The organism is Aliiglaciecola sp. SL4, from assembly GCF_041538045.1.
Lineage (GTDB): Bacteria > Pseudomonadota > Gammaproteobacteria > Enterobacterales > Alteromonadaceae > Aliiglaciecola.
The window spans coordinates 114,102-134,185 of sequence record NZ_JBGOSE010000003.1 but is presented as its reverse complement, the minus strand read 5'-3'; the positions used below and the strand labels follow the sequence as shown (position 1 = coordinate 134,185).

General features: G+C 41.2%; 19 protein-coding genes. 18 read left to right on the top strand and 1 reads right to left on the bottom strand.

All coding sequences use genetic code 11. The annotated features are described in order from the left end of the window. Positions 1 to 47 precede the first annotated feature (47 nt). From AB6T38_RS05985 to flgL, 7 genes are read left to right on the top strand one after another with little or no spacing between them, the layout of a single operon-like run. Entirely contained in the window at positions 48 to 791 is a 744-nt protein-coding gene (locus AB6T38_RS05985; protein WP_372546438.1) for a flagellar basal body rod protein FlgF, read from the top strand. Between the two features lie 28 nt (positions 792 to 819). Further along, positions 820 to 1,608 (top strand): flagellar basal-body rod protein FlgG, encoded by a 789-nt coding sequence (gene flgG / locus AB6T38_RS05980; RefSeq protein ID WP_348490985.1) that lies wholly within the window; start codon positions 820 to 822, stop codon positions 1,606 to 1,608. Positions 1,609 to 1,619: 11 nt separating this feature from the next. Continuing rightward, the gene (flgH, locus tag AB6T38_RS05975) at positions 1,620 to 2,309 is read left to right on the top strand and encodes a flagellar basal body L-ring protein FlgH (protein ID WP_372546437.1); all 690 of its coding nucleotides are present in this window, start codon (positions 1,620 to 1,622) and stop codon (positions 2,307 to 2,309) included. A gap of 41 nt (positions 2,310 to 2,350) precedes the next feature. Next, complete coding sequence (locus tag AB6T38_RS05970) at positions 2,351 to 3,433, top strand: flagellar basal body P-ring protein FlgI (protein ID WP_372546625.1); 1,083 nt, start codon at positions 2,351 to 2,353, stop codon at positions 3,431 to 3,433. A gap of 25 nt (positions 3,434 to 3,458) precedes the next feature. Continuing rightward, positions 3,459 to 4,496, top strand: a complete 1,038-nt coding sequence (gene flgJ / locus AB6T38_RS05965; RefSeq protein WP_372546436.1) for a flagellar assembly peptidoglycan hydrolase FlgJ — start codon at positions 3,459 to 3,461, stop codon at positions 4,494 to 4,496. A 24-nt stretch (positions 4,497 to 4,520) separates the two neighbouring features. Next, positions 4,521 to 6,617, top strand: a complete 2,097-nt coding sequence (gene flgK, locus AB6T38_RS05960) for a flagellar hook-associated protein FlgK (RefSeq protein WP_372546435.1) — start codon at positions 4,521 to 4,523, stop codon at positions 6,615 to 6,617. 8 nt (positions 6,618 to 6,625) lie between these two features. Next, a complete protein-coding gene (flgL, locus tag AB6T38_RS05955; protein ID WP_372546434.1) occupies positions 6,626 to 7,852 on the top strand; it encodes a flagellar hook-associated protein FlgL in 1,227 nt (408 codons plus the stop codon). A 7-nt stretch (positions 7,853 to 7,859) separates the two neighbouring features. Here flgL and AB6T38_RS05950 read toward each other — a convergent pair whose 3' ends face one another. After that, positions 7,860 to 8,789: a hypothetical protein gene (locus AB6T38_RS05950; RefSeq protein ID WP_372546433.1), complete on the bottom strand. Its 930-nt coding sequence runs from the start codon at positions 8,787 to 8,789 to the stop codon at positions 7,860 to 7,862. 258 nt (positions 8,790 to 9,047) lie between these two features. Here AB6T38_RS05950 and AB6T38_RS05945 point away from each other — a divergent pair, with 258 nt between their 5' ends. From AB6T38_RS05945 to pseF, 11 genes are all read left to right on the top strand, one after another. After that, on the top strand, positions 9,048 to 9,872 hold the full coding sequence (locus tag AB6T38_RS05945) for a flagellin (protein WP_372546432.1): 825 nt from the start codon (positions 9,048 to 9,050) through the stop codon (positions 9,870 to 9,872). A gap of 363 nt (positions 9,873 to 10,235) precedes the next feature. After that, entirely contained in the window at positions 10,236 to 11,078 is an 843-nt protein-coding gene (locus tag AB6T38_RS05940) for a flagellin (RefSeq protein WP_348490999.1), read from the top strand. A gap of 495 nt (positions 11,079 to 11,573) precedes the next feature. Next, positions 11,574 to 12,401, top strand: a complete 828-nt coding sequence (locus tag AB6T38_RS05935; protein WP_372546431.1) for a flagellin — start codon at positions 11,574 to 11,576, stop codon at positions 12,399 to 12,401. A gap of 869 nt (positions 12,402 to 13,270) precedes the next feature. Further along, positions 13,271 to 14,095: a flagellin gene (locus tag AB6T38_RS05930; RefSeq protein WP_372546430.1), complete on the top strand. Its 825-nt coding sequence runs from the start codon at positions 13,271 to 13,273 to the stop codon at positions 14,093 to 14,095. Between the two features lie 90 nt (positions 14,096 to 14,185). Next, on the top strand, positions 14,186 to 14,611 hold the full coding sequence (locus tag AB6T38_RS05925) for a flagellar protein FlaG (protein ID WP_372546429.1): 426 nt from the start codon (positions 14,186 to 14,188) through the stop codon (positions 14,609 to 14,611). A 23-nt stretch (positions 14,612 to 14,634) separates the two neighbouring features. Beyond that, a complete protein-coding gene (fliD, locus tag AB6T38_RS05920; RefSeq protein WP_372546428.1) occupies positions 14,635 to 16,095 on the top strand; it encodes a flagellar filament capping protein FliD in 1,461 nt (486 codons plus the stop codon). A 13-nt stretch (positions 16,096 to 16,108) separates the two neighbouring features. Then, a complete protein-coding gene (fliS, locus tag AB6T38_RS05915; protein WP_372546427.1) occupies positions 16,109 to 16,540 on the top strand; it encodes a flagellar export chaperone FliS in 432 nt (143 codons plus the stop codon). Continuing rightward, positions 16,537 to 16,845 carry a hypothetical protein gene (locus AB6T38_RS05910; protein ID WP_372546426.1) on the top strand — a complete coding sequence of 103 codons (309 nt, stop codon included), beginning with the start codon at positions 16,537 to 16,539 and terminating at the stop codon, positions 16,843 to 16,845. Before fliS ends, AB6T38_RS05910 begins: the two co-directional genes overlap by 4 nt. Before the next feature lie 375 nt (positions 16,846 to 17,220). Further along, positions 17,221 to 18,222 (top strand): UDP-N-acetylglucosamine 4,6-dehydratase (inverting), encoded by a 1,002-nt coding sequence (gene pseB / locus AB6T38_RS05905; RefSeq protein ID WP_372546425.1) that lies wholly within the window; start codon positions 17,221 to 17,223, stop codon positions 18,220 to 18,222. A gap of 9 nt (positions 18,223 to 18,231) precedes the next feature. Beyond that, positions 18,232 to 19,395, top strand: coding sequence for a UDP-4-amino-4,6-dideoxy-N-acetyl-beta-L-altrosamine transaminase (pseC, locus tag AB6T38_RS05900; protein WP_372546424.1), 1,164 nt, complete (start codon positions 18,232 to 18,234; stop codon positions 19,393 to 19,395). After that, on the top strand, positions 19,392 to 20,084 hold the full coding sequence (gene pseF, locus AB6T38_RS05895) for a pseudaminic acid cytidylyltransferase (RefSeq protein ID WP_372546423.1): 693 nt from the start codon (positions 19,392 to 19,394) through the stop codon (positions 20,082 to 20,084). Before pseC ends, pseF begins: the two co-directional genes overlap by 4 nt.

The following is a 20,084-nucleotide window of genomic DNA, read 5'->3' as shown; positions in this document are numbered from 1 at the left end:
TTTATTGCAATCCTTTAGGTTACGTTAACCAGAGTCAATAAGTTGTCATGGATAAATTACTCTATATTTCAGCCAGCGGAGCTAGCCAAGACCTATTGGGCACGGCCGTGCGCGCCAACAATTTAGCGAATGCGCAGACCAACGGTTTTAAAGCCATGTTGGAAAATGCGAGAGCGATGCCGGCATACGGCGAAGGTTTGCCGACTCGGATATTTTCAATGACAGAATCCCCCTTCAATAATTATGAGGGGGGCGCAATGATCCAAACCGATCGCGAATTAGACGTAGCGATTCAAGGTGATGGTTGGCTTAGCGTAATTGATGCCCAGGGCAACGAAGCTTATACCCGAGCAGGTAGTCTGCAATTGGGGCCAGATGGCGGTCTTGAAGATGCCAGTGGAAATTCAGTGTTAGGGGATGCTGGTGGCATATTTTTGCCTATTCCACTTTCCAATATCAATATTGCTAACGATGGGACCATTTCAGTTCGTCCACAGGGAGCCCCTGAAACAGTACTGGAAGAAGTCGGTAGGTTAAAGTTAGTAAATCCCAACGTTGCGGATATGAAACGTGGTGAAGATGGTTTATTTCGTCTCAAAAATGGTCAAGAAGCCAACGAAGATATAAACGTGCGACTTCGAACCGGAATGGTAGAAGGTAGTAACGTAAATGCTATTGACGAGATGGTAAATATGATCAGCCTACAGCGTCACTACGAGTTACAAGTGAAGATGATGAAAAAGGCCGACACCTTAGATATGCGCGGCAATCAATTACTCAGAATAATTTAGATCTAAACATTAATAGCGGAGGTGAATTATGCACCCAGCACTTTGGATAAGTAAAACAGGACTTGATGCAGCTCAAACAGATGTATCGGTCATATCTAATAACTTGGCTAACGCCAGTACAGTGGGTTTTAAAAAGGATAGAGCGATCTTTGAAGATTTACTCTATCAAAATATTAATCAACCAGGGGGCCGCTCTTCTGCGGATACTGAGTTGCCATCGGGATTAATGTTAGGAGCAGGTAGTAAAGTTGTTGCTACCCAAAAATCTCATACCCAGGGCAATATGTTGACCACTGATAATGCCTTAGATATGTCAATTCAGGGGCAAGGGTTTTTCGAGATTCTACAACCTGACGGCACTATTGCATATACCCGAAACGGGCAGTTTACCTTAGATGATCAAGGACAAATTGTTACGCCTGGTGCAGGCTTCTTATTACAACCGAACATTACGATCCCAGAAGATGCTCAGCAAATAACCATTTCTCAAGATGGTGAAATTTCAGCTTCTATTCGTGGTCAAGCAGATCCAACCGTATTGGGGCAACTCAGTTTATCGAATTTTATTAATCCAACGGGTTTACAACCCATTGGCCAAAATTTGTATGTTGAAACTGCTGTAAGCGGAGCTCCGATCCAAGGCGTGCCAGGGCTTGAAGGCATAGGCACTGTAGTTCAAGGGGCGTTAGAGACTTCAAATGTAAACGTGACTGAAGAATTGGTTAACTTAATTGAAAGTCAGAGATTGTATGAAATGAATTCCAAAGTAATTTCATCTGTTGACCAAATGTTAGGTCAAGTGATTCAGCAACTATAGTAGGCTTAATTATGACTAGGTTAACTTATTTTCTTTTTACTATGACAGCATTGATTCTTACGGGTTGCGTAAGTGCTCCTATTGCTGGTCCTTCTCCTAATGATCCAAGTTACGCACCAGTCATTCCTGATATGCCACGCCAGAAATTAAGTGAAGACGGGGCTATTTTTCAGGCCGATATGGCAAATAGTATTTATTCTGACGTTAAGGCGCGACGTATCGGAGATATTATTACGGTGAATCTCCAAGAAAATACCAGTGCCACTAAATCTGCAGGTACGACAACGTCAAAAGAAACCGATGTGAGTGTTGACAGTATTATCGGCTTAGGTGGTGAAGCGGTTAATATCGGTGGTCAAAGTATCCAATTGGGTGTTGGTGCTGGTAATGACTTCACCGGCGATGCTCAGGCGAACCAAAGTAATAATTTAAGTGGTAATATTTCTGTCACTGTCATACAAGTTTTGCCCAATCAAAACTTAGTCGTTCGCGGTGAGAAGTGGTTAACCCTGAATAATGGTGACGAATACATTCGCTTAACGGGGGTCGTTCGCCCAGCGGATATTAGCCCCACCAATGAAATCGTTTCAACCAAAATTGCCAATGCTCGAATTCAATACAGTGGCACAGGCACCTTTGCCAATGCGCAAAAACAAGGTTGGTTAAATAAGTTCTTTTCCTCACAGTGGTGGCCATTTTAATGAAAAATTCACGGTTAAAATCATCACTAATTTATGTGGTAATGCTGACTTTGATGAGTCCTTTTGCTCAAGCACAAAGGATCAAAGATTTAGCTTCCATACAAGGGGTTCGGAGTAACCAATTAGTGGGGTATGGCTTAGTTGTCGGTTTACCTGGAACGGGTGAGCAAAGCCCATTTACCGAACAAAGCTTCCGGACTATGTTAAGTAATTTTGGGATTAGCTTGTCTTCAACGGTTAAACCAAAAATCAAAAACGTGGCGGCTGTGGCGGTTCACGCAGAACTCCCTGCGTTTATGAAGCCGGGACAAACTATTGATGTCACTGTTTCCTCTGTGGGTGAAGCGGCCAGTTTACGTGGTGGCACTTTATTACAAACCTTTCTGAAAGGCTTAGATGGAAAAGTTTATGCAGTAGCCCAAGGCAGTTTAGTGGTGAGTGGTTTTGGCGCAGAAGGCGCAGATGGCTCTAAAATCGTTTCCAATACACCTACCGTAGGACGCATTGTGAATGGCGCGCTAGTTGAAAGAGCGGTACCCAGTGGTCTGATGCAAAATGATTTTTTAACCCTGAATTTAAATTATCCTGATTTTTCCACCGCCAAATCTTTGGCGGACACCATTAATCAGCGCTTAGGTGCTGATCCTGAAATGGGCTACATGATTGCAACTCCCATTGATGCTGCATCGGTGAGAGTCTCAGCGCCAAGGGATGTGGGCCAGCGAGTGAGTTTCGTTGCCACCTTAGAAAACTTCACCTTTACGCCTGCTGATGCGCCAGCCAAAGTTATTATTAACAGTCGAACCGGCACTATTGTGATCGGTAAAGATGTGCGTTTATTACCCGCAGCGATTACCCATGGTGGGCTCACTGTTACTATTTCTGAATATCAGACGGTTTCGCAACCCAATGCACTTGCGCAGGGACAAACGGCGGTCACTAATCAATCAATAGTTGACGTCAGTTTAGATGATAGCCGTATGTTTAAATTTGACCCTGGAGTGAGTTTAGATGAGTTAGTTCGCGCAGTTAATGAAGTAGGGGCAGCCCCCGGTGACTTAATGGCGATACTTGAAGCTTTACAACAAGCAGGCGCCTTACAAGGCGAGCTTATTGTTATTTAAATGCTTGTGAATCTGTGAATTTATTATGGAAATGAACAACCACATTGATCAACAACTTGAAATGTCGCGCAATGTCCATGATTTTAAGGGCATCGATACTTTGCGTCAGGCTGCTCAAAGTGGTGATAAACAAGCATTAGATGAAGCGGCTAAACAATTTGAAGCGATATTTGTACAAATGATGCTCAAATCAATGCGTAAAGCTCAAGATGCTTTGGCTGATAAAGACAGTCCGTTCAATTCTCAGCAAGTTAAGTTTTATCGTGACATGCATGATCAACAATTAGCCGTGGATTTGTCATCTCGAGGCGGAGTAGGGATTGCTGAATTGATCGTTCAGCAACTTAGCCCAGGTGAAAACGGTTTTATGCCGGCCAGTGCCGTTCGCGATAACGCAAATTTGTTTAACTTGGTTCGTCAAAGTGCCAAAGAATATGCCCCCGTCAATAGTGACCAAAGCGCTTTACAATCTAACCAAATCACATCGCAACAAAGCTCATCCATGCAAAAGGAGCTAATGCAAGACGCTCCTAAGCAAAATGCTACCAAACAAAGTGCTTTCGCATCACCGTCTGAGTTTATGCAAACTTTGTTGCCTCATGCAGAAAAAATTGCCGAAAAAATAGGCATAGATCCAAAAGCTTTATTGGCCCAGGCCGCTGTAGAAACTGGTTGGGGGCAATATATGATCCATACTGGCAATGGTCAAAACACCCACAATTTATTTGGGATTAAGGCCGATAATCGCTGGCAAGGTGAAACCACGGCAATCAATACCGTTGAATTTGACCAAGGTGTAGCTAAACAGCAAAAGGCTCAATTTAGAACTTATGACTCTTTTGCCGATGGCTTAAAAGATTATGTTTCTTTTGTATCTGACAACCCAAGATACCAACAAGCATTAGAAAACGTGAATGACCCTAAAGCCTATTTCAGTGCCTTACAAACTGCTGGATACGCTACCGATCCTCAATATGCCAATAAAATATTGTCGGTATTAAATAGTGATACGTTCAAGTCAGCGTTATCCACACTAGCATTTGGAAAACAAAATGGGCAATAACAGTTTTTCGCGGGAGTTAAAAATATGATCAGAGCTGCCGATTTATACACTATCGCGACCAGTGGGGTCAGAGCCAGTAATCAATTGCTTGCCACCACCAGTAATAATATCGCTAACGTTAATTCGGAAGGTTATGTTAGAGAGCAAACCTCGTTTGAAAGCCAATTAGTTGGTGGCGTTGGTCGCGGCACTACCGAACGGGTTTTAGATACCTTTGCGCAAAACCAACTGCGCCGAGACACCACACAGGCTAGTGAGTTTGAAACTTATTTTCAACGTTCAAGTGTGCTAGATGATATTTTTGCTAGTGAAGCAAACAGTGTTTCAAGTAGTATGAGTCGCTTTTTCAGTTCGCTACAGACTGCCACCGATGAGCCTACCAATATGGCTGCCAGACAGTTAGTGTTAGGTGAAGCCAATGCACTTGTGGGACAAGTCAGTACGTTGTCGCAATTTATGGACAACAAAGAAAAAGAGCTTAATTTAGAGTTAGAATCTTCCATTGATACTGCTAATCAATTAATCGAAACTATCGCAGACCTGAATAAAAATATCCGCATTGCCGAAGGTAACAACTTATTTGATGAGCCTGGCGTGCTCAAAAATCAGCGGGATAACGCCATTTTGCAATTAGCCGAGATTATGTCCATTGAAACCCGAGATAACGGTAACGGTGACGGTTCTGTGATGGTAAACCTCACCTCTGGTGAATCCTTAGTGCTGGAAGATGGCTCGTTTAATTTGTTCCAACTTAGTGGTGATCCTGATCCAGACTATCGAAATTTGTATTTAGCTAGTACTGGAAAACCCACGACACTCAAACTTCCTGAGCAAAACTTAGGTGGTCAATTGGGCGGCTTATTTCGTTATCGGGATGAGATTTTAGCTGAAGGTCAACGGGAGCTAGGGCAAATTTCCATGGCCTTAACCAGCGCTATCAATCAGCAGAATCGTTTGGGAATGGACTATGATGAACAACTTGGTGGTAACATCTTTTCTAACCCCGAATTTCAGGGGTTAAATTATTCGGCCAACTCTGATTTATCGTTAACAATGAACGCTAGAATGACTGAAGATGGCGCGAGCAAAATTACTGCGGCTGATTATCTAGTGGAAATCACTGGGACGACGCCAGGCAGTCCAGACACTGTGGATATTAGCGTCACCTTAGTCAATCCAGATGGTTCATATGTAACTGATATTGATGGAAATACATTATCGCAAACCTATACGGGTATCGAAGCACAAGCGGGTACATTTACTGAAGTACTGGGGGGGCTTGAAATAGAGATCCCCAATGGCGACAGTTACGCTGTAGGGGATAGATACTTATTTCAACCCACTAAAAGTACCGCACAATCAATCGAAGTTATCATGACACGCCCCGAAGATATTGCTTTAGCCTCACCATTTCGTGTCGAGAGTAATTTGGATAATTTAGGGGATGCAAAGTTAACGGCATCCTCAGTTACCAATACCTTTGTTGATAGTACTTTGACCGATCCCATGGCGTCCGCTTTTGATGGCAGTGGTGGTTTTGTTGCAGGTAGCCCTGCGAGTCTTGTGTTTAATAGTGAATCCGAATTTGAAATTTTCGATGAAGCGGGTGTGTCATTGGTCGTGGTCTCTGGAGTTACCGACTACAATAATATAATGGAACAAGCGGCAAGTGATGGCGGTTGGCCATTCCCAGGGTTGGCCGATTTTCCTGGCTATGATTTTAGTTTACAAGGATCGCCTGTTGCAGGTGACCAGTTTACGATTGCATATAATACCGATGGTGTGGATGATAACCGTAATGGACTAAAGTTAGCCGGCTTACAAGATATGGATATCATGCAGCAAAATAATAATGGTGGTGGAAATTTGATTACATTCCACGAGTCCTACGCCAATATTGTTAGTGATATTGGTGCCAAGACGGCCTCGGCAAATATATCCATGCAGGCTGCTCAAGCTATGCAGACTCAGTCCAGCGATTGGTTTCAGTCAGTTTCTGGGGTCAATTTAGATGAAGAAGCGGCAAATTTAATCCGCTTCCAACAGACCTATGCGGCGGCGGCTAGAATATTGACTACCGCAAGCGAATTATTTGACACCATTTATAGTGCTACAAGGTAAATTGTACTATGGCAAGAATATCCACAAATCAGTTGTATGACCGCAGTATTAATACAATCACGCAAAATCAGGGAACCTTGTCTGATGTTCAACAACAACTCTCGTCGGGGAAAAAGTTGTTGCGCCCCTCGGATGATCCTGTGGGGGCTGCACAAGTTGTTAGGCTCACAGAAGATCTCGACAAAATTACTCAATATAAGCGTAATAATGATTTACTGACCAATTCATTGCAGCAAGAAGAGGTTGTTCTTAGTAATATTAACAATGCGCTGGATAAAGCGCGTCAATTAATGATTCAATCAGGCAATGGTGTTTACGACGAGTCTGACTTAGAAGCCATCGGAATAGAGATAGGCGCCATTCGAGACGAAGTATTTAGTTTGATGAATACGCAAAACTCCAACGGCGAATATATTTTTGCTGGATATCAATCGCAAACCGAAGCGTTTACCTATAATCCATCAGCAACAGGCGAAAAATATACTTTTTCTGGTGATGATGGTGTGAAGGAAATCCAAGTATCAGATGCACTCAATATTCAAGCGAATAGTTCTGGAAAGACTGTATTTGAAAATGTTTTAGCCAGACTCAATTTTACGGTTTCAGGAGACAGCGGACTAGAATCAATTTCATCCGTTATTACTGAACAGGCTGCTTTCGACAAGTTTCATGAAAATAATTACGATGCAGTCACCCCGGCTAATAATCAGTTTCAAGCGACTATTATTGCTGGTAACCAAGTTCAGATTGATAATGTAGGTACTGGAGAAACCATTGACACGGTCAATTTTACCTCTGGTGAACCTTTCGTTTTCAACGGTATTGAATTTAACGTTGAAGGGGGTGTAGGGGATACCTTCGATTTTGAACTAAACAAGCCAGAAAAAAACAATATAGCTGAAACGTTAAATAACTTTTATTTGGCCCTTAATGCTGGTGATTTAAGTGATAAAGAACTTAGTGAGGCAATTGCCGACGCATTGGTTGGTATAGATAACGGCTCTCAATCTTTAGCCAATGCAACCTCATCTTTGGGTGGCCGTTTGAATGTCGCAGAGTCGGTTTACGAATCAAATTTGGATCTTGAAATAGCCAATAAAACTGCCCGAGCAAATATTGAAGATGTGGATTATGCCGAAGCAATATCTGAATTAAGTAAACAAGAAACTGCTTTGCAAGCTGCCCAAGCCACTTTTTCAAGAGTAACTGGGCTAACTCTGTTCGATTACATCTAATTTTATATTAGAGATCGAGATGGGCTAAATATATGTGACTTTGGTTGTCAATGTGACTAGAGTAATAACTAATATATATTCCTTGCTCACTTTTTATCATCCCTGCATAGCTGCAATCGCCATCTGAAGGTAACACAATCTGTAGTGTTAACTTTTTCGTTTCTATGTCAATTTTCCAAAGTGCAGTTTTGAATTTTCCAGCCAGCCAAGCTCTGCCACAAATTAAAATCGTCTTTGCATCGAATTGCAAAATCACAGGCGCACCAATGTACTGTTTTAAATCATACCATTGCCAAGCACTGTAAGGTGGTTTTGCAACTCCCCATTGAGCAGTAAAAGTGTCTGCATCTCTGCGAACCACAGCATATGCATTGCCGTTTTGGCTAAAACACAAATCACTTTCATTAGGATAACCGAGGCCATGGCTGGCTAAACTAAGTGCGTCAGTTTTAAAACAATCAAAAGTGCGTAACGGATTACCTTTATACAGATTAAGTTGTTGTTGAGCTCGTTTGTAGGCAAACCCATAGGCTTGTCCATCTTGCCAACGAATACGCCAAACCCACCAGTTTTTTTCTGCAAACCAATGATGCGAGGACCAGCTTAACCCATCTTGGGAAAACCAACATAGTGAACGGCTATGCAACCATTTTCCTTTGTTATCGTAACAGCGGGCGTAGGCGTTCATCAGCAATTTACCATCGGGCATGACGGTTAATTTGGGATCTCGCAAATCACAGTTCGCCATTTTAAGACTTACGCCGTTAATTTTTTTACCATCTAAGTCGCAAATGACAATGCGTATATCGCCATCCTTACTCATATGATCAGAGGCCTCTCTAAAACTAACAAATAGTTTGCCTGCAAAGGCACACAGATCAGTAAATGCGCTGTGTTTCGAGGTTTTCCAAATCGAATTAGTCCAATTAATCATCATTTTTAAAATTTATTTTTGTCGAAAAATCTATTGAATCTCAAATAATTACATATTGCAAAGCGGAAATTTTTTGCCGTTTTAATAAAAAACGGCAAAATTTAGTTAAAGGGATTTTTTAATCCGTCGATACCTTATCTGAGAGAGCCAGTAACACCGATCTAGTTTTGACTAAGATTGATGTTCTTGAATGTGTTTTTTAACCACCGATTTTTATCGGTTGCCAGCGAAACGCTGGACTGAGAGTGTAGGAGATATCCCATGGGATTATACGTTAACACCAACGTTTCGTCTTTGAATGCGCAACGTCAATTATTTGATTCATCTAACCGTTTAGGCACGTCTTTTGAGCGTTTGTCTTCTGGTTTCCGTATAAACCGTGCAGCGGATGATGCTGCTGGTTTGCAAATCACCGACCGTTTAACCACCCAGGTTCAAGGTCTTAACCAAGCTGTACGAAATGCAAATGATGCGATTTCTTTAGCGCAAACCGCTGAAGGTGCGTTAGGCGAAGTAACAAACTCACTTCAACGTATCCGTACTTTAGCTGTTCAATCACAAAATGGTATCAACACCTCTGCTGACCGTTTAGCGCTTCAGAAAGAAGTATCAGCTCTTAAAACTGAAATTTCACGTATAGCGCAAACTTCACAGTTTGCCGGTGTTGACATCCTAAATGGCGCGTTTTCAGCGGCATTCCTAGTAGGTGCTAATGGTGGCCAAACTATCTCTGTTAATTTGTCTAGAACCAGTGGTTTTGGCGCTTCAGGGCTAGGTATTGCTGGTACTTCAGTTGCTAGCATTGCAACTGCATCTGCCGCGTTAACAGAAATTACCGCTGCAATTTCTACTGTTGGAGCTGTACGTGCCGATTTAGGTGCCCTGCAAAACCGTTTTCAATCTACAATCAGAAACTTAAGTAACATTTCTGAAAACGTTTCAGGCGCTCGTTCACGTATTCGTGATACAGATTTCGCAACTGAAACCGCTGAATTGACACGTAACCAGATTATCCAGCAAGCCAGTTTAACTGTTTTGTCTCAGGCTAATCAGCGTCCACAATCAGCGCTTCAGCTTCTAGGTTAATAGAATACGATTGGGAAATTAAAGCCAGGAGGTAGTGAATCTGTATTTAATGGCCCAAAACGTAGAGAGTGCGCTCTTTCCCTCCTAACGTAAGAGCGCTTCGCCGGCTAATTTAGTCGGCTTTTTTCTCAACCTAAACGTTTGAAAAATATAGGAATTAATATTTAGTTAGAAAATAGTCTAAAGAATTTCTCGATCCTGTTCGATAAAGATTTCAAGAGTGATGTACAAAATAAAAAATAATAAGTACACGCCCAAATAAGTGACGTAATAAAACTAATAATAGCGCACTTAGAATCACCGCAAAAACCACTAATAATAATAATAGGTTTGGCGGATTGCTTAAATCGTTAGGAGAAAAAAATGTCTTTATACGTCAACACTAATGTGTCGTCGTTGAATGCTAGTCGTCAGCTATTCACGTCGAACAATAATCTAAGTACTGCGTTTGAACGCTTGTCCTCTGGTTTTCGCATAAACAACGCGAAAGATGATGCCGCTGGACTACAAATTTCCAATCGTCTTACGACACAAATTCTCGGCCTAAATATGGCTGTAAGAAATGCCAACGATGGTATCTCTCTTGCGCAAACAGCAGAAGGTGCTTTGGCTGAAACTACTTCCGCATTGCAACGTATTCGTGTACTGGCAGTGCAATCTCAAAATGGTATTAATGGTTCTGCCGACCGGTTAGCGCTACAAAAAGAAGTTGATGCGTTAAAACAAGAAATCAGTCGTATTGCCGCAACATCGCAGTTTGGTGGTGTCAATATTCTTGGTGGGGATTACTCTTCAGCATTCTTAGTCGGTGCTAACCCAGGTCAAACTATCAGCGTCAATATTTCTAGACCAGGTGGATACGGTACGTCCGGTCTGTTTGGCTCTCAAAGCATTGAAGCAAATTTAATTTCAGTTGCCACTGAAGCACAGGCTTCTCGTGCCATGGCGGCAGTATTAGGCGCAATTTCTATAATTGATGCTAAACGTGCTGATTTAGGTGCAATACAAAACCGTTTCCAATCTACAATCAGAAACTTAAGTAACATTTCAGAAAATGTTTCTGCGGCGAGATCTCGTATCCGCGATACAGACTTTGCGGCTGAAACAGCTGAATTAACCCGCTGGCAGATAATTCAACAAGCCAGTATTACCGTGTTGGGACAAGCGAATCAACGTCCACAAGCTGCTTTGCAATTGTTGCAATAATAAGAGAGAGAAATCATGAAATATGATGCTGAGCAAGCAACAGGGGCAGGCTGCAACATTGAAGATTGATTAGAAAGAAGAAAACGGTCGGATTGCAAATTGTGGGGGCAGGCTGCAACCGACCGAAGAAGATACGTTTTACTAAGACAACTAGATAACTCACGCTGTATAAAGGCGCGGGCGAATTCTCACTCCATTATATAGCCTTAGGCTTTTTTAATGGGCAGTCGACTGGGCAGAAAAGATGCCAGGAGGTAGTGAGGAGGTATTGAGGTATAGGCCATCAATCCCGCCCGTCGACCAGAGCTTTCGCTCTTGCTTTTATACAGTTTTGTCAACCTTAATTGCTTGGCAAAACTGTCAGCCATGGTAATGACTGACAGTATGATTTTAGCATTTTGTGTGCCAAAATTATATTGTACTGAGTTATCGACACTTTTTTAAAGTAAAACTTCTAATAAACAATAGGTTAATTAAAGTTTAGGAGTGTGGATAATGACTTTATTTGTGAACACAAATATTTCTTCAATTAATGCCAAGCGGCAATTAATTACCACTAACAACGATTTAAGTACCGCTTTTGAACGTTTGTCGTCAGGTTTCCGTATTAATAGCGCAAAGGACGATGCGGCAGGTTTGCAAATATCTAATCGTCTAACCACGCAAATTTTAGGCTTGGACATGGCCGTCAGAAATGCAAATGATGGCATATCCTTAGCGCAAACTGCTGAAGGGGCATTAGCCGAAACCACAGTCGCGTTGCAACGGATTAGAGTTTTGGCAGTTCAATCGCAAAATGGCATCAATAATTCTGCGGATCGCTTAGCCTTACAAAAAGAAGTGTCGGCATTAAAAACCGAGATAAGCCGTATTGCCAGCTATAGTCAGTTTGGTGGGGTAAATCTATTGGATGGTTTTTATTCAGCTAAGTTTCTAGTTGGCGCTAACGCTGGCCAAACTATCAGTGTTAATATTTCTCGCCCCGGCGGGTTCGGCACTTCAGGCTTATTCGCTGGTTACAATATTTCGGTGGCATCTGAAGCTCAGGCTTCAGCGGCGTTAACTAGAGTAAGCCAAGCGATTTCCATTATTGATGCTAAACGGGCTGATTTAGGGGCAATACAAAATCGCTTTCAATCGACAATTCGTAATTTAAGTAATATATCTGAGAACGTATCAGCGGCAAGATCCCGTATTAGAGATACAGATTTTGCCACAGAAACGGCAAGCCTTACCCGTTCTCAAATTTTACAGCAAGCCAATTTGACGGTGTTATCTCAAGCCAATCAAAGGCCCCAGGCAGCGTTGCAGTTACTAGGGTAATATTAAAAAAACAGAGAACTCAATTTCTGAGGGTAGGAAATGAGAGGCCAACCCAGAGGCACATTGGAAATGTGTCTAGATAGGCCAAGGATGGCGGTGGTGTCGGCACCACCTGAATAAAAAGCCGACTAACAGGACTGAGAGTGTAGAAGTTTGGTTGAGAGGCCAGTATTCATTCTCTAACCCTGCCAGCCGGACAGAAACAGTATTTGCTCGTACTCCTAACGTGAGCAAGTTGGCCAGGTCATTTGATCTGGCCTTTTTTTATTCTTATTGCCAAAAAAATGGCTTTTTTTATTTGTCTCACGTTTATACCTGATAACTTAGCAATCGCTGTGCCAAAAATCTCCGAAGTCTAAAATTGAAATATTCAAAGTATTAAACACGTATAAATAACAACAGAGTAATATAGCTTAGTTGGCGGTCACCTTAGTTCACCAAATCGCATTTAACTTTGCTCCTTGAGGTGACTCTGACTCAACGCACTATATTTAGTGCAAACCATTTAAATGGGTAACACCAATAACATACACTCGGCTTCCTATATAAAACCAGCCTATACACCTCTTTTATCTCCTGCTATTTACTTATCTTTTTAAAATAAATATTCATCATTTTTTACTTTATTTTAAAGTTGTTATTTATCAATGGTTTATGTTTAGTAATAAATTAATAAAAAAACTAAAGATCTTCAAGGTGAGGTCGATAACATTAGTTGAGGGAAATTCTTTTTAAAGAATTTTAAGTTGAGAATAGGTAGAGGTGCCGATTCTCAATAAAAGAGAGGTGGCTTTCAAGGAGTATTTCTTGGAGGTCAAATTTGAGGCGAATTACCTTATCAGTTAATAGGTAGTTCTCAGGAGGTAAATATGGGTTTATATGTAAACACCAATGTGTCGTCTTTGAATGCTCAGCGTCAGTTGTTTGATTCAGGACAGTCACTTAGCACATCATTTGAAAGATTGTCGTCAGGCTTTCGTATTAACCGAGCAGCAGATGATGCGGCCGGTTTACAAATCTCAGATCGTCTTACAACTCAAGTAGAAGGTCTTAACCAAGCCGTTCGTAATGCCAACGATGCTATTTCGTTAGCACAAACGGCTGAAGGAGCTTTAGGTGAGGTAACATCTTCTTTGCAGCGTATCCGTACCTTAGCCGTACAATCGCAAAATGGTATCAATACATCTGCTGACCGTTTAGCGCTGCAAAAAGAAGTCTCAGCGTTGAAAACGGAAATTTCGCGTATTTCTACCGATTCACAATTCGCTGGTGTAGATATCCTTAAGGGATCATTTTCGGCAGCGTTTCTAGTAGGTGCCAACGGTGGCCAAACTATTTCAATTAACTTGTCTCGCTCTGGTGGGTACGGTTCATCAGGTTTGAACATAGGTTCATTGTCAGTTGCTACTATTGCTGGAGCATCTGGAGCCTTGACTTCAATTGACAATGCTATCTCTACTGTCGGTGCGGTCAGAGCTGATTTGGGTGCATTGCAAAACCGCTTCCAATCAACTATTCGTAACCTGAGTAACATTTCAGAAAATATTGCTGGTGCTCGTTCACGTATTCGTGACACCGACTTTGCAACTGAAACAGCTGAACTAACTCGAAATCAAATTGTTCAACAGGCATCTTTGTCTGTGCTTAGCCAAGCAAATCAACGACCTCAATCGGCGTTGTCTTTGTTAGGATAATTTGATTAGCTTTTAAAAGTTAGTCTATCAATGATAATGCCACTATACTTATAGGGTTAGTGGCAAATTGCTTTGAAGTGGAGGTGAAAGATGGATGTTAATTTTTCACAGTATGGCCAGAATTTTGCACAGCAAGAATTAACACCCCCGGTTTCTGTAAACGAATCTGAACAAAGTCAGCTCAGAAATGAACAAAAATCGGTGGCAGCATCTGCGCAAAATGATCAAGAAAATCAGAGAGAGGCCGATAACAACGTATCAATCAATGAAGATTCTGTAAACATTGAAAGTGCGGTTAGCGAAATCAGTGATTTTCTACAGACTTCTAATCGTCAACTATCGTTTTCTGTTGATGAAAAGAGTGAAAGGCAAGTTGTTAAAGTAACAGATTCAGAGTCAGGGGAGGTAATTAGACAAATCCCTACTGAAGAGGTTCTTGCTTTGTCTGAGAAAATCAAAGATCTCCAATCTGACGTAGGCAGCGCAGTAGGAGTATTGTTTAACAAGCAAGCTTAAATTTTTTATTAAAGAGGTTCGTCATGACAATCCAATCATTAGGTGTAGGCTCAGGGTTGGCTTTAGATGATTTAGTCACCCAATTAATTGCAGCTGAAAGAGAGCCAAAACAGGCTCGCTTGGACGAAAAAGAAGAATCACTTGATGCTGAGATTTCTGGCATTGGCCAGTTAAAATCTAAAATGAGTGATTTTCTAGACGCCGTAGATGAGTTGCGTAATGACAACCAACTCCAAGGGCGTGAGCCAGCTATTACTAATCCTGACGAATCAATTGAGCCTTTTACCGCTGAAGCAGCTAATAGTGCAGTGAAAGGTGAATATCAGATTGCCGTTACTCAGTTAGCTAGCGGTAGCAGATTAGAAACTGCTGATGCTGTGGATGGCGGATTTAATGAAAGTACTGATTCTGTTTTGTCATCGGGTAGTGGTAGTTTAACATTTAAGATTGACAGTACTGGCGATAGTTTCAATATTAATGTTTCAGCAGGTCAAACCTTACAACAATTGGCGAATGCCATTAACAGCTCCGATGATAACTTTGGTGTAAATGCCAGTATCATCGATACTGGTACTGCCGATGGCGGTGCTAAGCTTGTTTTCAGCTCAACCACTACGGGGGAGGGGAACGATTTAATCATTGTTAATAATGATGATTTGGCCGACCTCAACCGTGTATCAACCACAGATTCAACAGAATCAATTTCTTATCTAGACCCAATAGTGAGTGCACAAAATGCTCAAGCCACCATTGATGGTATCGCTGTTGAGTCATCCACCAACGAATTTGAAAATACCATATCGAGTGTTTCTTTTGAGGCATCTGCGGTTTCTTCAAAAGACTCGTTAGGGGAATTTCAAACCTCTACTTTAAAAATCGGTTATGACACCGAAGGTTTAGATAAAAAAATCAGAGACTTTGTCGATAACTTTAATGCGTTGGCCAAAGAGATTGAGACACTTACCAAATATGGTACCTCTGAGCTTGAAGATGATGGCGCATTAGCCGGAGACTTTATGGCACGTAGTATCACCTCTGGGCTATCGAGTATCATCGGCTCTAATGTTAGTTCTTCCGCCCTTGGTGGGTTATTTGCCATTGGTGTTGAACTTAACTCTGATGGTGAGTTAGAAATTTCCGATTATGATGAGTTTGGTTTGGGTAGTGGAGAAGAGCGACTCGCAGAAGCCCTAGAAGATAATTTTGACGATATAGCTGCGTTGTTCACCGATGAGGATGAAGGAATTGCGGCCCGTTTGTATGATTATACTAAAGAATATACCACCTTCAGTGGATTGTTAGCCACTCGAGAGAACTCTATAAAAGATGAAAAGGATCAACTCTCTGACGAGCGGGAACAATTTGAACTTCGTATGTTGAGTTTCGAAGAGATTTTACGTGATAAATATTTAAACCTAGACCAAACCGTTACCCAATTGAATCAAACCGGTAATGCATTAATGGCATCACTTGGTCAGGTATAAGGAGCAGTAAATTATGGCACTTAAAGGTATTAATGCCTATAAAAAAGGCAATTTGAAACAAGACGTGGCATCCGCCGATCCCCATAAAATTACCTTAATGTTAATGCAAGGTGCGTTGGATCGCATGGCTTACGGTAAAGGGTGTATTGAGCGCAAAGACTTTGAAGGTAAGTCAGATCACTTGTCTAGAGTTTCAGCAATCTTAATGAACCTAAGAGATACCTTAGATTTAGATATTGGTAGTGAAGTGAGTCAAAATTTATTTAATTTATATGATTATATGATTCAACGTGTCACAGATGCGAATATTCAGAATGACTTGAACATAATGGATGAAGTGATTAATCTAATGCTACCAATTAAAAATGCTTGGGCGAGTATTCCTGAAGATGCAAAACAAGAAGCTTATGAAGCGCAAAGGCAAAAACGTACTGCTGTCGTGTGAATAAATTAAATCTTAGTCATCAATACACTCCTGACAATCTTGATAGTGTTAATAAGCAACTCGAAACAGTATTAAGCAGTGACGAACTCGATGATAAGTTGCTGCGGCAACTTATCATCCAACGTGATGAAATAGTGACAAAGCATATTTCATCACTTGATAAAAATACTGAAAAATTGTTTTCTACTAGTGAATTGGAAGCTAATCAAAGACTTTCAACTATCATTGAGGCCCAGCTCAAAGATTCTTTAAAGCAGCTAACAGGGCTAATTCGAGGCAAAAAAATAGTCGATAAATACAAATAACCAATCCCTAGTCCTCCTCGTCACAAATGATATTCCCTAAATTTTTCGTTATGGCCTTCTTACAAACCAATTCCTTTAGCATTTATTATTCTCTAAGTTACTGTTAATTAAATCATTGCCAGTCCCCGGGAATGGAAATTGCTTGATACTAATAAATAAAGGTATAGTTTCAAAACTTTGACGTTTTTAGTGGTTGTGGATTGATAATCAACGAATTCTGGTTACATTTAAAGCAAGTGTTTACAAAAATTCGAGTTTGTCAGCATAAAACCAAATAGACGTGGAATTAGAAACTTAGATAAGCCAACATACAGTCATAAGCTAAAAAATAGTTGCGTTTTATCGCTTCATAACAGTTTTAGGTAGATAAAATAAATGTTTGAAAATAAAAGCATATTGATAACCGGTGGAACAGGTTCTTTTGGAAAACGTTTTGTTTCACATTTATTGAAAAATGAAAAACCTAAAAAAGTCATCATTTATTCTCGCGATGAATTGAAACAGTATGAGATGCAGCAGCAATTTGATGCGTCTTGTATGCGTTACTTTATTGGTGATGTTAGAGATAAAGATCGTCTAATTTCGGCAATGAAGGACGTTGATTATGTAATTCATGCTGCGGCGTTAAAACAGGTTCCTGCCGCTGAATACAATCCTAACGAATGTATTAAAACAAACATCTATGGCGCTCAAAATGTTATTGATGCTGCCATTGAAGCTGACGTGCGTCGCGTCATTGCTTTATCTACAGATAAAGCGGCAAATCCTGTAAATTTGTATGGTGCAACGAAGTTAGCATCAGATAAATTGTTTGTGGCTGCAAATAACATATCTGGTGCCTCAGGCCCAAGGTTTGCTGTGGTTCGTTACGGAAATGTTGTTGGCTCAAGAGGCTCAGTGGTTCCTTTTTATCGAAATTTACTGGCTGAAGGTAAAACCAAATTACCGGTTACCCATGATGAAATGACACGCTTTTGGATTACTTTAGATGAAGGGGTGCAGTTTGTTATAACGAACTTCCAACGCATGCAAGGTGGCGAAATCTTTGTTCCTAAAATTCCATCAATTCGCATTTTAGATTTAGTTGAAGCCATGAGCGGTAGCCGAGATTACGATATTATCGGTATTCGCCCTGGCGAAAAGCTGCATGAGGTCATGGTGCCAGAAGAAATGGCTCATCATTCCTTAGAGTTTGACGATCACTATGTGATTACTCCGGCAATCAAGTTTTTTGATAAGACCGTTGATTATCGGCTTAACAAGCTGGGTGAAAAAGGGCAAGCAGTCGCGGATAAGTTCGAATACCATTCGGGCACTAACCCGCACTTCTTAACTGTTGAAGAACTTGAAGCCTTAGATAAATTAACCATAGATTAAGGCCCATTAGTGAGCAACCCAGTTGATAATATTCCTTACGGTAAGCACTCTGTTGATGACGACGATGTTGCTGCCGTGGTTGACGTGCTACAAAATCACTTTCTCACCCAAGGCAGTATTGTTCCTCAATTTGAAAAGGCTTTAGCAACTTATACTGGCGCTAAATATGCCACGGCAGTCAACAGTGCCACTTCTGGTTTACATGTGGCTTGTTTAACACTTGGCGTAGGCCAGGGTGATCGTGTTTGGACTTCACCTATTTCATTTGTTGCCAGTGCAAATTGTGCTTTGTACTGTGGAGCCAGCATTGATTTTGTTGATATTGACAGTGATACGCGAAATATCAGTATTGCAGCCCTTGAGCGTAAACTCGCAATTGCTAATAAAGCGAATTTATTACCCAAAGTTATCGTGGTTGTGCACTTCTCTGGATTGAGCTGCCAAATGCAAGAAATTGCGGCCCTTTGTCAGCAATATAATGTACGAATTATCGAAGATGCAGCCCATGGATTAGGGGGCCGTTATCAACATCATAAAATAGGGAGTTGCGAATACGCTGATTTAGCCGTGCTGAGTTTTCATCCGGTAAAGTCGATTACAAGCGCCGAAGGCGGAGCTGTGATGACCAACAATGAAGTATTGTTCGAACGCTCCAAGTTGTTTGCTAAACACGGTGTTACTCGTGATCCTAATCAGATGCAAGGACTTTCCGATGGCCCTTGGTATTATCAGCAAGTTGAGCTTGGCTATAATTATCGGTTAAGTGACTTACACGCCGCCTTAGGTTTGTCACAGCTCAATAAGTTAGATGGTTTTATTGAAAAACGACAAATTTTAGCGCAACGTTATCATGATTTATTGAAACACTTGCCAATAACCTTACCCAGTATGGAAAATGCAGATACAAGTGCTTGGCATGTTTATATGGTAGAGCTTAAAGCGCACAACAGAAGCGTTATTTATGACGCTTTAATTGAACGCGGTATCGGTGTCAATGTGCATTATATTCCGATTCACCTGCAACCCTATTTTAAAAAGCTCGGTTTTTCTGAGGGCGATTTCCCTAATGCAGAAAATTATTATCAAAATGCGTTAACTTTACCTTTATTTCCTAGCCTGACAGCCGATGAACAAGACAGAGTTGTACAAGCATTAAATGAGGTATTAGCTTGAACTTAGCTATTATTCCTGCACGGGGCGGCAGTAAACGCATACCAGCGAAAAATATTCGCAATTTTGCAGGTAAACCCCTGATTGCCTATTCCATAGAGGCTGCGCAAAAATCAAACTTGTTTGATAAGGTTTGGGTATCTACGGATTCTCAAGAAGTGGCTGATGTTGCCCGTGAATATGGCGCAGAAGTGCCTTTTTTACGGCCCGAAAATTTATCCAATGATATTATAGGTACACGGCCGGTCACTAAACATGGAATAGAGTATTGTATTGATAACTTTGAAAAGCCGGAGTTTTGTTGTTGTATCTATGCCACTGCGCCATTTTTACAAGCAGAGTACTTGCAGCAAGGTTTAAAGCTATTACAGCAAGACAAAGACAAGTCTTTTTCATTTTCAGTTACCAGTTTTGCATTTCCCATTCAACGGGCGATCAGTGTCAAACAAGGCAATGTTGAACCCATGTTTAAACAAGATATTTTTAAACGTTCCCAAGACCTAGAAGAAGCTTATCATGATGCTGGGCAGTTCTATTGGGGCAGAACCGATGACTATCTATCGAAAAAAGGCATATTCTCTCAACACAGTGTGCCCGTTATCCTTCCTCGTCATTTAGTCCAAGATATTGATACACCAGAAGATTGGCAGCGAGCAGAATTAATGTATCAAGCCTACGTCAAAGGAATTTAA

What these genes read in the sequence shown, in the direction of transcription:
- AB6T38_RS05985 (WP_372546438.1), top strand. Translation starts at nt 48, where the DNA reads ATGGATAAATTACTCTATATTTCAGCCAGCGGAGCTAGCCAAGACCTA.
- flgG (WP_348490985.1), top strand. Translation starts at nt 820, where the DNA reads ATGCACCCAGCACTTTGGATAAGTAAAACAGGACTTGATGCAGCTCAA.
- flgH (WP_372546437.1), top strand. Translation starts at nt 1,620, where the DNA reads ATGACTAGGTTAACTTATTTTCTTTTTACTATGACAGCATTGATTCTT.
- AB6T38_RS05970 (WP_372546625.1), top strand. Translation starts at nt 2,351, where the DNA reads ATGCTGACTTTGATGAGTCCTTTTGCTCAAGCACAAAGGATCAAAGAT.
- flgJ (WP_372546436.1), top strand. Translation starts at nt 3,459, where the DNA reads ATGGAAATGAACAACCACATTGATCAACAACTTGAAATGTCGCGCAAT.
- flgK (WP_372546435.1), top strand. Translation starts at nt 4,521, where the DNA reads ATGATCAGAGCTGCCGATTTATACACTATCGCGACCAGTGGGGTCAGA.
- flgL (WP_372546434.1), top strand. Translation starts at nt 6,626, where the DNA reads ATGGCAAGAATATCCACAAATCAGTTGTATGACCGCAGTATTAATACA.
- AB6T38_RS05950 (WP_372546433.1), bottom strand. Translation starts at nt 8,789, where the DNA reads ATGATGATTAATTGGACTAATTCGATTTGGAAAACCTCGAAACACAGC.
- AB6T38_RS05945 (WP_372546432.1), top strand. Translation starts at nt 9,048, where the DNA reads ATGGGATTATACGTTAACACCAACGTTTCGTCTTTGAATGCGCAACGT.
- AB6T38_RS05940 (WP_348490999.1), top strand. Translation starts at nt 10,236, where the DNA reads ATGTCTTTATACGTCAACACTAATGTGTCGTCGTTGAATGCTAGTCGT.
- AB6T38_RS05935 (WP_372546431.1), top strand. Translation starts at nt 11,574, where the DNA reads ATGACTTTATTTGTGAACACAAATATTTCTTCAATTAATGCCAAGCGG.
- AB6T38_RS05930 (WP_372546430.1), top strand. Translation starts at nt 13,271, where the DNA reads ATGGGTTTATATGTAAACACCAATGTGTCGTCTTTGAATGCTCAGCGT.
- AB6T38_RS05925 (WP_372546429.1), top strand. Translation starts at nt 14,186, where the DNA reads ATGGATGTTAATTTTTCACAGTATGGCCAGAATTTTGCACAGCAAGAA.
- fliD (WP_372546428.1), top strand. Translation starts at nt 14,635, where the DNA reads ATGACAATCCAATCATTAGGTGTAGGCTCAGGGTTGGCTTTAGATGAT.
- fliS (WP_372546427.1), top strand. Translation starts at nt 16,109, where the DNA reads ATGGCACTTAAAGGTATTAATGCCTATAAAAAAGGCAATTTGAAACAA.
- pseB (WP_372546425.1), top strand. Translation starts at nt 17,221, where the DNA reads ATGTTTGAAAATAAAAGCATATTGATAACCGGTGGAACAGGTTCTTTT.